Raw genomic sequence first — 13,130 nt, forward strand, 5'->3', positions numbered from 1 at the left:
TGATATTCAATTTCAATCTCACAGGATGTCCGTCTGATAATCCAGCAACCAAACAGGACTTTCAAGTGAAAACAGAACAAACATACGCAACCGTAAAACACTCTATTCCCGGGCGGATGCGGTTCAAGGTTCCTAAACTGAAAAAGGACAAGCTCCTTTGCAGTACCATTGAACGCAACATGCAACGAGTGGTCGGAGTCAGCCGGACACGAACTAACTACAAATGTGCAGCACTGGTTATCCGCTACAACCCGCTTAGCATATCCCCTGAAGCTATCTATGAAACTGTCAGGGAACTTGTGGTCGTACACAGCACTGAAATCTGCCCCATCAAGGACAAAAGTGAATGCGGCTGTCCGCAGGTTAAGAGTGCTCTCGGATATTTCTCTTTTGTTTCCGCTGTAGGCGGTGCGGTGCTGATCAGCGAATCCCTTCTAGGAATCACTGTAGCCCAGACTCTGCTTAGTCCGCTTGGCTTCCTGACGGTGCTTGCTGCAGTACCGCTGGTTAAGGAAGCGGTCCAAAAATTGCGCGAGAAGAAATTCGGGCTTGAAGGAATTCTGGCCGGGGGGATAATTGCTGCCGTCGTAGCCGGGGAAGCCATGACCGCCTTTGAGATTCTCTGGATCAATGCGGGCGCGGAACTGCTTACCGCATGGATAACCGAACGTTCCCGCCGGGCGATTTCCAGCATTCTGGATAACACCACCCACCATACATTTGTCCTTAAGGACGGAGTGGAAGTTGAGGTTGAAATCAACAATCTCCAAAAGGGTGATGTTGTTGTTCTCCATACCGGTGAGAAAATCTGCGTAGACGGGACTATCGTGGACGGTCAGGGCTTGATTAACGAAGCACCCATCACCGGACGGGCCGATTTCATCCACAAACAACAGGATGATCAGGTTTTTGCCGGAACTTTTGTCCGCGAAGGTGTCATCTATGTCAAAGCGGATGAAGTCGGCGATAAAACATATCTGGCCCGCATTCTCCACAAGGTTGAGGATTCCCTCGAAAACAAGACCGACATTGAAACCACGGCAGATAAACTTTCCGTAAGGCTGGTTAAAATCGGCTTTGCCTGTACAGTGGGAACACTTGCCCTGACCCTTGATCCCTGGCGGGCATTCACCGTCCTGCTGGTCATGGCCTGCCCCTGTGCCACCGTGCTTTCTGCCTCAACTCCCATCAGCGCAGCCATCAGCACCGCAGCTAAAAACAATATTCTCATCAAGGGCGGCAGGTATCTTGAAGAAGTCGGGCGTTGTGATGTGGCCTGCTTTGATAAAACCGGGACTCTTACCGGAAGTGAACCAAGACTTGAGCATATCCACGTGATTGAAGGCATTACCGAAAACGATCTGCTGAGTTATGCTTTCTCTGTGGAAACCCACAACCACCATCCGCTGGCTCAGGCTATTAAGCACGAAGCCGAGCTTCGACAGCTTTCCCCCCTACCCCACACTGTGTGTGAATATTTCTTAGGCAAGGGTATGCGCGCAGAACTACCTGATAATGAAAACCATTCCATGGAAATCCTCGTCGGTAACAAAAAGCTCGCAGAACAATTTGATGTGCGCATCGGCTCGGTCAGCAGACAGGTTTCCAACCTCAAACGCAAAGGACTGACCGTCCTTTATGTGGTTAAGGACAAGGAACCCATCGGGCTGCTGGCTTTTGCCAATACCATCCGCGAAGAATCTGCCATGACCCTTGCTTCGCTGGAAGCAGGCGGTGTGAGCCGAACCGTTCTAGTGACCGGGGATGAACCTGCGACTGCAAACGACCTCGCCCGGACCCTGAACATCCCGGAAATACACGCTTCGGCCATGCCCGAAGAAAAAGCGACACTGGTCCGCAACCTTCAGGCAGAAGGCGGCAAAGTCATGATGGTCGGTGACGGCATCAACGATGCCCTCGCGCTTGCGCAGTCCGATGTAGGTGTCGCCATGGGAACCGGGGGTGCGGAAGTTGCGGTAGAAGCCGCAGACATCGCGCTGGTGGACGACGACCTCAGAGGGCTGATGTACGTGCAGCAGCTCAGTCAGGATACAACCAGAATCGCCTACCAGAACTTCTGGCTGGCGACAGGTTCAAATATTGCGGGAGTCATCATGGGTGCTGCCGGGTATCTCTCCCCGGTAATGGCCGGATTCCTGCACATTCTTCATACCATGGGAGTAATAGCCAACTCATCAAGATTACTCCTGCATTCCCCTGAATCAATTGAAACCAGACAAGGCAAAATTTATGAACTTCCACAAAATAGTTGAACTGGAAAAATACCTTGATGTGGCCCACCACATACCGGGCCGGATCAGGATAAAATTCAGCCCGCTCATTCTCACCCGCCCGGTGGCTTTAGCGGCCATGAAAGAACACGCGGAACTCCCTGAAGCTATCAAGGATGCACGGGTCAATATGTCCGCCCGCTCGGTGGTGATTGAGTACGATCCTGAAGAGATAAGCCCTGAATTGATTGAAGAACTCATTCAAGGAAAGGATCAGGCAAAAAAAGCGGAAATAGTCAGCGACCTCTACGGACGGCTGATGAAGAACGCATCATAAAAACAACCCCCTGAAAACAAAACAGGAGCCAGAGATGAGCACAGAAACCAGCCATACCGAAACAGCAGCACCGCAGCAGCCCAACACATCCCAGCCTGTCATGGGCCCGGACCAGGGTCAGCCCCATTTTTCATACACAACTCCCGGTGATCCCTATCAGGGCGCACCGGTTGCCGGGAATATGCAGGCTGTTCAGCCCGTTTACCAGCAACCCGTGCAACAGCCCGTGCAGCAGCCTGTCTACCAGCAGCCCGCTCAGCAACCCATGCAGCAGCCGGTTTACCAGCAGCCGATACAACAGCCGGCTTATTACGCTCAGCCGGTGTACGGGCAGCCGGTTTACCAGCAGCCGGTGCAGCAACCAGTATACCAGCAGCCGATTCAGCAACCCGTTCAGCAGCCGGTCTACCAACAACCTCTGCAGCAGCCCGTCCAGCAGGCCCCGGAAGCAGCTCCCAACACATCCGAAGAACAGGTTAAGCAATTCGTCGACCTCGTTAAAGATACTGCTGAAGGCAAAGCGGACCCCGCAAGTTTCTTAAGCTTTTTCAATGGCATTGACGACGGTTTCTGGAAAGGACTCCTCGTCGGCGCAGGCATTACCTTTGTCTGCACCAGCAAAACAGTAAGATCCATCTTCACTTCCGGCGGCAAAGAAGAAATGTCCGCAGAAGAAATGGAAAGAATGGAAGACCTCAAAGCCGAACAAGAATACATGGCCGCACAGGCTGCAAAAGCAGCAGCGGAAAAGGAGTAGACAATGAGTCAGGATTACAACAACGACTACGTATATAATTATCAGGACCCGCAGCTGACTGAACAACAGCGCGTTGACACCCTGCAGCAGGTTGAACCTGTCCAGCAGGACAACACAGCAAAAAGCTGGGTTAATTTCACCGATTCACGCTACCTGAAAGGTTTCCTCGTCGGGGCCGGAGTGGCTCTCGTAGCCTCCAATCCCAAGGTGCAGAAAGCAGTAGTATCAGGAGCCGTGAAAACATGGTCCGCTGTCCAAGGCGGCATCGAAGAAGCCAAAGAAAAAATCCACGACATCAAAGCAGAAGCACAATCTGAATAATTATCCCTTCGGGGACCCTGCCGGGGGCCTTAAACCCTTTTGCAAAAGGGTTTAAGAATCCCAAAACCTTTTATTAAGGCTTCGCATGTTTGTTAATCAAAGGCCGTTTTAGCGCGCTAGATACGAAGCATACTAAAAAGTTTTGAGGGGATGGGGTCTGGGGAAGGGGAACTTTTCCCAAAGGCTCCCCTTCCCCAGCCGCCGGAGGCAAATCAGAAGGGAGCTTAACATGAACGCTTTACCTGAAAAGACCGACTTGACCAAAAGCAGGAAGAAACCGTTTCGCCAGTGCAGGGACTGTCCTCTTACACCCAGTAAGAGCAAGACTGCCGCCAAAGTCGGAATGGTTGCCACACTCGGGGCCTCAGCGGCTTCCGGGTTATTGAAATTCAAGGGAGCTAAACCGCTTCACCTTTGGGCTTCGGTAGCTTTTATCGGATTCACTGCTTTGCATTGGGCGGTTTCCACAAGACCGCAAAGGACCACCAGATGATCGGAACTCCCAGTAGAAAAAAACGTTTTGAGATAGTCCATGAGCTGCCGAAAAGGATCAGACTTAAATCGCTGATTCTGCTCGCACCTGATCTGGACCACAACTATCTGCAAGCCAGCGTTGAATCCCTTACCGGGGTAACCTCGGTGCGTATCAACGGCCCGGCCTTCTCTATTGCCGTGGAGTATGACGGCAGCCATGCAGTTCGCACGGCTATTTTAGCAGCTCTGGATACCATTCCAAAAGAAGCTTTCCTCAAAGGGGCGGAGAGGGAACACGGCGTGGACATGCTTGAAGTAGGAGCACGGACCGCAGCGGCTGCAGCTACCCCGTTTTTGCCCCTGCCAGTTCAGACTGCAACAAGTTGGATGCTGGGCATCCCCGGCATCATGGATGGGCTGGAAACCCTGTTCACCCGCGGGGTTAAAATCGAAGTACTGGATGGTACAGTTAAAGCTCTTTCCCTGCTGCGCGGCGACTACTTCACCTCCAACTCAGTGGGCGCCCTGCTCAGTCTTGGTGCATATCTCGAAGACCAGTCCGAACAGAAATCAACCGACCTGCTTAAAACCCTGCTCAGACCGCAGGTGGAAAAAATATGGATTGAAAAAGAAGGCCGTGAACTTGAAATAAACTTCAATGATCTGCAAGTAGGCGACATTGTGGTCTGCGGTGCTGGCGAACTTATTCCCATCGAAGGGACAATTATTGAAGGCGACGGTTCAATAAACCAAAGTTCCATCACCGGTGAATCTGTTCCCGTACACCTGCAGCCCGGAGACTCTACCCTTTCCGGCGCGGTTGTCGAAGAAGGCACTCTGAAAATCAGGGCCGATAAAGTCGGCGCTGAAACCGGAATGGCCCGTATCAACCGCTATCTTGAAAGCTCACTGCGCTCACAATCCAAGAACCAGATCAAATCCGCCGAACTGGCCGATAAGCTGGTTCCCCTGACTTTCGGGGCCGGACTGGGGGTATACGCCTTGACCGGAGATGCAGCCCGCGCGGCATCAGTACTGACAGTTGATTATTCCTGCGCCATCAAGCTATCCACTCCGGTTGCCACCCGTACTTCCATGTACACCGCCAGCCAAAGCGGCGTGCTGCTCAAGGGCGGTCAGGCTCTCGACAACCTCGCAGCAATCGACACCATCGTTTTTGACAAGACCGGAACCCTGACCAAAGGGGAACTCATTGTCACCGATATCGTACCCATGCCTCTTTACGAAGAGGAAGAACTGCTTTCCATCGCTGCCGGAGCAGAGGAGCACTACGGACATCCTGTAGCCAAGGCTGTGGTCAACGAGGCCAAAAAGCAGGGGATAGAACTTCCTGATGTCAGCGGGGTCGACTTCATCGTGGCCCACGGTGTTTCTGCCTATGTTGATGGTAAACGAGTTCTGGTCGGCAGCCAGCATTTTGTAGAAGAAGATGAGCATGTTGATTGCTCTTACATGGAAAAGAAAGCCCGCCAGCTGCGTAATGCAGGTAAGAACCTGCTCTTCGTTGCTATGGATGAAGAGCTGATCGGCATTATTGCCATGCGCGACGAACTGCGCCCGGAAGCACTCGAAGCACTCGAAGCTTTCAAGGCTGCCGGAATCAAGCGTATTGAAATCCTCACCGGAGACCATAAATCAACAGCACTGGCCCTCGCGGCACAGCTGTCCCCGGTAGATGCTGTCCACTGGGAACTCAAGCCTGAGGATAAAGCCAACATTGTCAAGGAACTCAAGGAAGGCGGGGCCAGAGTGGCTTTTGCCGGAGACGGGGTGAATGATACCCCGGCCCTTGTCTGCGCCGATGTCGGAATCTGCATGCCTTCCGGGGCCGACCTCGCCCGTGAATCCGCACAGGTGGTCATGCTTAACGAAGATATGCGTACCCTTGTGGAAGCCCACCGCATTGCCCTTACCAACCGCGACACACTGAACAACTGCCTGTGGTCTGCTGTAGTCATCAACTCCGCCACCCTGCTGCTTGCCGGGATGGGTAAGATATCCACCCTCGCCGCAGCCATGACCCACAACTTAAGCACCGTGGGTATACTTGGCTACGCAGCAATGAAAACATCTTCCCCTGGGCAATCAACACCACAGGCTGCAAAGGAGATCGACTAATGTCCCTGACACTTGATAAAGCCCCCGTAGAAAAGCCCCTGATGCTCAGAGAGGTTGGGATTGAATCACTTAAAACCAGATTTGAACGCATGGGGCTTCATATAGGATCGGAACTGGAAATCATGTCCGAAGATTCGGTCCAGCATCCGGTACGCATCAAAGGCCCGCAGGGTGAAGTGCTGCTGGCAGCAGGAATGGCCTCCAAGGTGATTGTCCACCATGATGACGGACACAAGACTCCGGTGTTTGAAATGAATCCCGGAGAAAAAGGCCACATCGAAGGTCTGATTGCCGGTTCTCATCTGGAGAAAAGCCTTAAAATTCTAGGTATTTCCGAGGGGGACAACATCGAGCTAATCCGCTGTCTGCCACCCATGGAATATAAAACCGTAGTCGACGGCAAAAGGACCAGCCTCACAGAAGGCATGGCCGCCAAGCTCTGGGGCAATTGCGACAATGTTCCCTGCCAGCTGGCAACCTGCGGCAAGAGACGTCCTTTCGAAGTAGAAAGTATTCTCGGAGGTCCAAGGGCTGCTGAATCGATCAGCTCTATAGGTATCAAGCCCGGAGCAAAAATCACCCTTGAAACGGTTGAACCTGCCCGGTCCATCGGCATGAATCCCGGCGCTAGAATAATCATCATGACCAAAGAAGGTCTGCGCCTGCACCTCCGGCAGGATCAGGCAGAATCAATGGTTGTGAGTGAGCTGTAAAATAAAAAAAAAGGGGTAGTTTTAACTACCCCTTTTCTATTTACTTCATCTGATCAGCTTTAAGCTGTCCGCAAGCCGCTTTGATATCCTGTCCCATGGATCTGCGGATGGTTGCGGTTATCTTTTTATCCCAGAGATACTTTTCAAAAGCCAACACCTTTTCCCTTGTGGGAGCCTTGTACAGCGGCTCATCACCGGGGTTGTAGGCGATGAGGTTGACCTTGCAGCGGCGATGGCCGAGCAGCTTGACCAATTGCTTGGCGTGCTCAATGGAATCGTTGACACCGCCCAGCAGCAGATATTCATAGGTTACTTTTTCACGCGGCTTAAGCGGGAAACGGTCCATTGCTGCAAGCAGGTCTTTGATATGGGTCTTGGCAGCCTTGGGCATGATCTTCTCACGCAATTCCTGAGTGGGGGCATGCAAGGAAATGGCCGGAAGTGTCAAACCGGTTTTACCCAACTCTTCCAACTGCTTGACGAAGCCAACAGAAGAAACGGTTATACGCCGGGGCACAAAGGAAAGACCGTCCTGATTATTGAGATTACGCAGGGTACGGATCAGGTTCTCAAGGTTTAGCAGCGGCTCGCCCATACCCATGAAAACAAGATTCTTGAGCGGATCAAGGTTGTTTTCACGCAGATATTTGCGTCCGGCCAGAACCTGCCCCAGCATTTCGGACATGGACATGTTGCGTTCAAATCCCATCAGCCCGGTATTGCAGAAGGTGCAAGCCATAGCGCAGCCCACCTGAGTGGACAGACACTGAGTGTAGCGCCCTTCCATGGGGATGAGCACTGTTTCCACCAGCGCACCGTCATTAAGACGCAGCAACAGCTTAATGGTACCGTCCTTGCTGGTCTGGACCACATCAACCTGAGGATGGTTGATGACTGCTTTTTTTTTCATTTCCTCACGCAGATTCTTGGCAAGGTTGGTCATGGAATCAAAATCCGCGACACCCTTCTGCCAAAGCCACTGCCAGATCTGGTCAGTACGGAAACGAGGGGCTTTAAGCTCCTGCGAGACAAATGATTCCAGCTCGCTGTATTCCAAATCAAGTATATCTATCATTATTTAATTTTACCCGGATTGAAACGGACAATGAAAACTTTGTCCTTAATCCATTTAATAGTCAGCATATCCCTTTCCTCGACTTCAATGAACTTTTTAAACATAGACGGAAGAGAGTCGATGAAAAGTTTCACATTCTGATAATCTGCAGGTGAAAGCACTAATACTGCATTTTTAAATTTTGTATTCTTCAGGAACTGGTAGAGCGGATATTTCTCCGCATCGGGATGTTCCCTCTTAAACAGGTCCGCAGCAATATTCGGGGTAGCCAAAGCCTGCACCAGATCACCGGACCGTGCGTTGGAACCGAGCGAGTACACGCAGTTCCCGCCCTTATCAAGCTTTTTAAGGTAGTAAACCACGTCCGGGAAGGTTTTAATGAAGAACGGACGGTGCAGAACGAGGGTGTTACCATCTGAAAATTCAGCAATCCTGTCAGTCAGGGCTTGTCCCAGAATGGGCATGGGCCGATTTTCAGTCAGTGAAGTATAAGATGGTAGTGCATTGTAATAAAAAGGCATCACACATGTAATCGCCAGCGAAACGACCACTATATGCAGGGCCGGACGTTTATACTGCTTAATGCTGACCACAAGCATGACCAGAAAAAAAGCACCGAGAGCGATAAAAAATGGAAACATCAACTCCATATACTGGCCCACCGGGACACGGTCAGCAAGATTGACCGATACACTGGCAGATTTCACGGAACGGTATCCGAGCATGCCGGCCATTGATAAAATCCAGACAAAGCCCATCTCAAAGAGGGTGCTGTATGTTTTATCCCGCTTGGCATTAAGCAGCCAATCGCAGACCGCAATAGCCAGCAGCGGAAGCACCGGGAGCATATAACGGTTGGATTTCAGCTTGAAAAGCAGGGTGAAGACCAGCAGGTAAACCAGAAAAACGCAGGCCATGAACACATACTTCTCATTAAATTTCTCACGAACAGTCCGGTATATCCCATAAAAGGCTCCGAACACATAACCGCCCCAAGGGAAAAATATGACCGTCAGGGTATCAAAATAGGGATCGAGACCACTCAATTTATCCACAACTTTGGAACTTGAGGAGGCGGTGTTATGGAAAAACTGCCCCAGAAGCCCCTCTGTGTAGTTGAAACCACTGCTCAGCCACGCAAAATAAAGCCAGAGGAAAAAAGGCACACATCCGGCAATGAACCAGAACAGCAGGATATTGCGGTCCGCCCACTTGGCCGCAACCAAACCTTTGATGTTAAACGCGGACATGAAAGTAGCAGATTCATCAACTGCGTGCTTTTTGCTGACGTTGTGGCGGACACCTACTGCCAGTGCATACCCGGCCATGGGCAGGAAAGCGAAAGGCCCTTTAGCCAACACGCCCAGCGCTGTCAGGATTGCACCTCCGGCTGCCACGCGAGAACTTTTATCGCCGAGATAGCGCAACAGGTAGAAATATGTGGCCCAGGTAACGCAGCATGCAAAGACCACATCGACCTTCATCATTACTGCCATGAATTTGAACAGTAATGAGCTTTGCAGGATCATACCCGCCAAAAGTCCGGTCGCCGGACCGAAAAGCCTACGCCCGGTCAGGGCTGTGCCAAGCACCATGAGCACGGAACAGATGACTGTGGGCAGACGCAGAAGAGTCAGCACATTTCCTTGAAAATCACCAAGGGATGCCAGCCATGCAAAGGGATACATGACCCAGTAAACCAGCGGCGGCTTTTCCATACGCGGCATGCCGTCGAACATGGGAGCCAGCGGATTACCGCTATGGATCATCTCATAAACCGCACGGGCATATTTCGGCTCATCAATATCGTAGAAATAATTCAGCCATGTTCCGTAAAAAGAAACAACGGCAGAAAACAAAAGCAGCAAACCGAGCAGCAGGGGCCAGTTTTTGCGGCAAAATTCATTAAGTCCTGATTCTGGTTTCTTATCCATTTGTTAATTCCGGTTCATAATCTATTTTAGAAAACACATTTTCACTTTGTGGTGTAGCTCTACCAGAGTTCGCACAGCAAGTCGAAACATGCGGGGCTGGATTAAATGGGCGCGATAGGGTAATGATTAAAAAAGATCATACCATATCTACTACGAGGACTAGATGCGTTTTTCATTTTCCATAAGAGTTCTTATTTTTGCAGTTACTATTTTTATACTGCCAGCCGCAGCCAACGCATCCCCCACGCTTATCTCCATCGGTGACTTTCTGAGCCCCTCCGGCATGCCTTCTGTTGAATTTAAAGGGTATGTAACCGATAAACTGGTAGATTCCGGACTGAGTTGCGCGAATTGCACCGCTGAATCAGCTCAAACCAGATACACCCTTTCCGGACTGATGCTTAAAGACGGAAAAGGCACTTCTTTTTCCGCCCTGCTGACCGATAACTTTCATCTGGAACCGGATGTATTTCTCAAAGGAAAACAGGTCGGCGGCAGCACTTCGGAACCTGCCGCAACAGAACTTGCAGAATCCACCGCTGAACTCATTTCCAACCAGTCCGTAGCCTCCATTGAAGTAACCGGATATTCCCGTTTAACACCCAATGCAGTCATGGCACTGGCCCAGATCCTGCCCGGAGAACAAGCAACTCCACAAAAGATCATTGCAGGAAGGATCATTCTTGAAAATTGCGGCCTTTTTGAAAAGGCCCGTATTTATTTGACCCCCGGACCACAAGGACGCAAAGTCAAAATTTCAGTTACCGAGCGGGATTCAATCATTCCGGCATCAATTCCCGGACCGGGAAAAGCCATGCTTGATAATATTCTGGGACCGCCTGAAACCACCCTGCCGGAATTTCCGGTTACCACTGCTGCTCTACCGAAGCAAAACACCAATGCCTCTACAGGATACCTTGCCTACCGTGCCGAAAGCATCCTCACACGGTTAAGACACAGCGATACTGATTTCAATGTTGAAGATGTTGAAGAGTTGGTTATGATCGCCGGTGAAATCAGAAACAGTATTGCCACCTATGATACTTCCTGCCGGGACATGTGCATCATTCTGCTCAAAATGTGCTCCATGCTGGATTCAAAGACCACCCGTGCGATCACTGAGAAACTTCAGCAATCCATGGTTCTCAGTGAGCAAAACCCTGAAACATTGGAAAAAAACCTGCAACGGATCGAGTTTCTGACTCAAGCTCACAACACGGCGCGTGAAGCACAGCAGGTGCTGGCTTCCCGAATCTTCCATGGCAGGACCCATTCACCGGTTGTTCCGTGGATACTCTTTTCACTCGGAGAACAAGCCCTTAAAGCCGAAGACATTACCCGTGCCGCCCCCTTGCTGAATGGTGCAGTTTCCATCTCATCCCTGCCTGTTTCCCCTGAAATGCTGCTGACCACCGCTAAAGCGCAGTACAGCAATCTGGACGGTAAAGCAGGCGGGGCCGCATCCTCAGAGCTCAAGCCTCTGCTCGCCGACCCTGAGCTGGACAGTGAACTGCGCAGGGAAATCCAAGCCCTGCCCCGACTGGCAGCCCTTTGTGAAACAGCCATATCCATATCCGAAAACGATAGCTTTGAACGGTTGCTGGATAAAGGTGACGCACTCATCCTACTGGACAGACCTGACCTTGCCGAACCCTTATTCCATAGACTGCACGGCATAAAACCAGATGATGCCAGACCCCTCACCGGATTCGGACGCCTTGCCTTCCAAAGAACCGGAACCCTGCTTTCGGTTCGTCCATATATTGAAAGGGCCGAACACCTGCGCAACAAGGACCGTTTTTTTTACGAACTGGCACTGGCCTACAAACTGGAGCGCATCACAGCGGAAGCCCTGCCGAACATTAAACTGCACGGGCGAGATTCAGAAGAAGCATCAGCCACCAGATTTCTTTTACCCAAGGCCCGGGGCTATGCGACCGGGTATGAAGCATACAACCGTCCGCAGGCAAAACTTATTAACGCCGGTATAGATGTCCTCGGAGAATGGCTGGCATACCCTGCCATGACCACGGAAGAAGCCTATGAAAATATGTTCAGGAGAACTCAGGACCTTGCAAAGGAAATGGAAGAACAGCCGGAAATTATGGCGGCCAACCTCTACTTTTCAAGCAGTGCTTCAGAAAAGGATGAAGCCGAAGAACTGCTCTTCAAACCCCTGTCTGTAAAAACAAGCATAAAACCGCGATTTCTGCAGCTCAACCTGTTGATCCGCGAAATGGTCCTTGCACCTTCCGCTGACATGGCTAAAGCTCTGGAACAGGCCGGAAGGTCCAGCTTTTCCGATGCAATAAACAGAGAACAAGCAGTTATCCTGAAAGCCGACGCTTTGGCTGTTGCCGGAATGTACAATAATTCTACTGAAACACTTGAAAGAGCCAGATCACTCTATACTCTGGTACTGGATTCAAATGAAAAGGGAGACGGCAGACTGTTGAACAATCTGGCCTGTGTGACACTTGCCCTCGGCATGACGGATGAAGCTGACGACATCTATGATGAAGCTTTGGACAGCTCCCCGAAAATCCCTGAGGCCGTTGAGTTGGGTAAAGCAATATCTTCCCTTTCCGAGGAAGAAAAAGAGGCGGCACTGGAAAGTCTTAAAGGTAAAGGTTTCTTCGCCTCGCTCAAGAACAAAGCTTCCAAAAATGAATCAGGCGCAACTAAAGAAGAAGCAGTTCAGAGTATGAGCACTAACTTCTTAAACGAGAGCCACTACATTTCAAGTGGTTATGACAATTACTCAGGTCTGTGGATCAATTTCAACTACAGCAGCAATATCTGGCTGCTGCCGTTTCTGGAAAGCACCGGCAGGGATTAATCAAGAGATTCTATAGTAAGGTCCAATTCTTCAGCCATCAGGCGCAACGGCTCAACCCCGCCCGTGATGCGCATGATTTCAACAAGGGTTTCTGCGCCAAGCTTGGCTTTCTTGTCTTCCGGATTAACTTCACGCGCAAGGGTTTTGGGTGACTTACCCAACTTCTCAGCCAATTCCTCAATTGAAACAGGTCCGTTCAGGACCAACTCCTGAATCGCTTTTTCTACTTTTTCTGACATTTATATTTGCCCTATCATTGTTCATTTCGAGTTCCTAAGACATTTAATAAACTAAAATGATTCACCCTTCA

Annotated in this window: 11 protein-coding genes; 8 read left to right on the top strand and 3 right to left on the bottom strand. The window is 50.7% G+C overall.

Annotation, left to right across the window (positions count from 1 at the left end; translation table 11 throughout):
* The first annotated feature begins 65 nt into the window (after nucleotides 1-65).
* From ACNI29_RS06735 to ACNI29_RS06765, 7 genes are all read left to right on the top strand, one after another.
* The gene (locus ACNI29_RS06735) at nucleotides 66-2,273 is read left to right on the top strand and encodes a heavy metal translocating P-type ATPase (RefSeq protein ID WP_419781436.1); all 2,208 of its coding nucleotides are present in this window, start codon (nucleotides 66-68) and stop codon (nucleotides 2,271-2,273) included.
* Complete coding sequence (locus tag ACNI29_RS06740) at nucleotides 2,251-2,568, top strand: HMA2 domain-containing protein (RefSeq protein ID WP_419781437.1); 318 nt, start codon at nucleotides 2,251-2,253, stop codon at nucleotides 2,566-2,568. Before ACNI29_RS06735 ends, ACNI29_RS06740 begins: the two co-directional genes overlap by 23 nt.
* Before the next feature lie 34 nt (nucleotides 2,569-2,602).
* Nucleotides 2,603-3,325, top strand: coding sequence for a hypothetical protein (locus tag ACNI29_RS06745; protein ID WP_419781438.1), 723 nt, complete (start codon nucleotides 2,603-2,605; stop codon nucleotides 3,323-3,325).
* A gap of 3 nt (nucleotides 3,326-3,328) precedes the next feature.
* Nucleotides 3,329-3,646: a YtxH domain-containing protein gene (locus ACNI29_RS06750; RefSeq protein WP_419781439.1), complete on the top strand. Its 318-nt coding sequence runs from the start codon at nucleotides 3,329-3,331 to the stop codon at nucleotides 3,644-3,646.
* 229 nt (nucleotides 3,647-3,875) lie between these two features.
* Entirely contained in the window at nucleotides 3,876-4,139 is a 264-nt protein-coding gene (locus ACNI29_RS06755; protein WP_419781441.1) for a hypothetical protein, read from the top strand.
* Entirely contained in the window at nucleotides 4,136-6,259 is a 2,124-nt protein-coding gene (locus ACNI29_RS06760; protein ID WP_419781442.1) for a heavy metal translocating P-type ATPase, read from the top strand. The genes ACNI29_RS06755 and ACNI29_RS06760 overlap by 4 nt, the downstream gene beginning before the upstream one ends.
* Nucleotides 6,259-6,972, top strand: a complete 714-nt coding sequence (locus ACNI29_RS06765) for a FeoA domain-containing protein (protein WP_419781443.1) — start codon at nucleotides 6,259-6,261, stop codon at nucleotides 6,970-6,972. Before ACNI29_RS06760 ends, ACNI29_RS06765 begins: the two co-directional genes overlap by 1 nt.
* Before the next feature lie 40 nt (nucleotides 6,973-7,012).
* Here ACNI29_RS06765 and rlmN read toward each other — a convergent pair whose 3' ends face one another.
* Both rlmN and ACNI29_RS06775 read right to left on the bottom strand, forming a co-directional pair.
* Nucleotides 7,013-8,047, bottom strand: coding sequence for a dual-specificity RNA methyltransferase RlmN (rlmN, locus tag ACNI29_RS06770; protein WP_419781444.1), 1,035 nt, complete (start codon nucleotides 8,045-8,047; stop codon nucleotides 7,013-7,015).
* Nucleotides 8,047-9,981 carry a glycosyltransferase family 39 protein gene (locus tag ACNI29_RS06775; protein ID WP_419781445.1) on the bottom strand — a complete coding sequence of 645 codons (1,935 nt, stop codon included), beginning with the start codon at nucleotides 9,979-9,981 and terminating at the stop codon, nucleotides 8,047-8,049. The genes rlmN and ACNI29_RS06775 overlap by 1 nt, the downstream gene beginning before the upstream one ends.
* A 163-nt stretch (nucleotides 9,982-10,144) precedes the next feature.
* On the opposite strand from ACNI29_RS06775, the gene ACNI29_RS06780 reads away from it, so the two are divergent.
* On the top strand, nucleotides 10,145-12,820 hold the full coding sequence (locus tag ACNI29_RS06780) for a tetratricopeptide repeat protein (protein WP_419781446.1): 2,676 nt from the start codon (nucleotides 10,145-10,147) through the stop codon (nucleotides 12,818-12,820).
* Here ACNI29_RS06780 and ACNI29_RS06785 read toward each other — a convergent pair.
* A complete protein-coding gene (locus ACNI29_RS06785) occupies nucleotides 12,817-13,059 on the bottom strand; it encodes a phage regulatory CII family protein (RefSeq protein WP_419781447.1) in 243 nt (80 codons plus the stop codon). The two genes, ACNI29_RS06780 and ACNI29_RS06785, sit on opposite strands and share 4 nt — an antisense overlap.
* Nucleotides 13,060-13,130 lie beyond the last annotated feature (71 nt).

The organism is Maridesulfovibrio spiralis (SeqCode) (assembly GCF_048571135.1).
In the GTDB taxonomy this organism is placed as follows: Bacteria; Desulfobacterota; Desulfovibrionia; order Desulfovibrionales; family Desulfovibrionaceae; genus Maridesulfovibrio; species Maridesulfovibrio spiralis.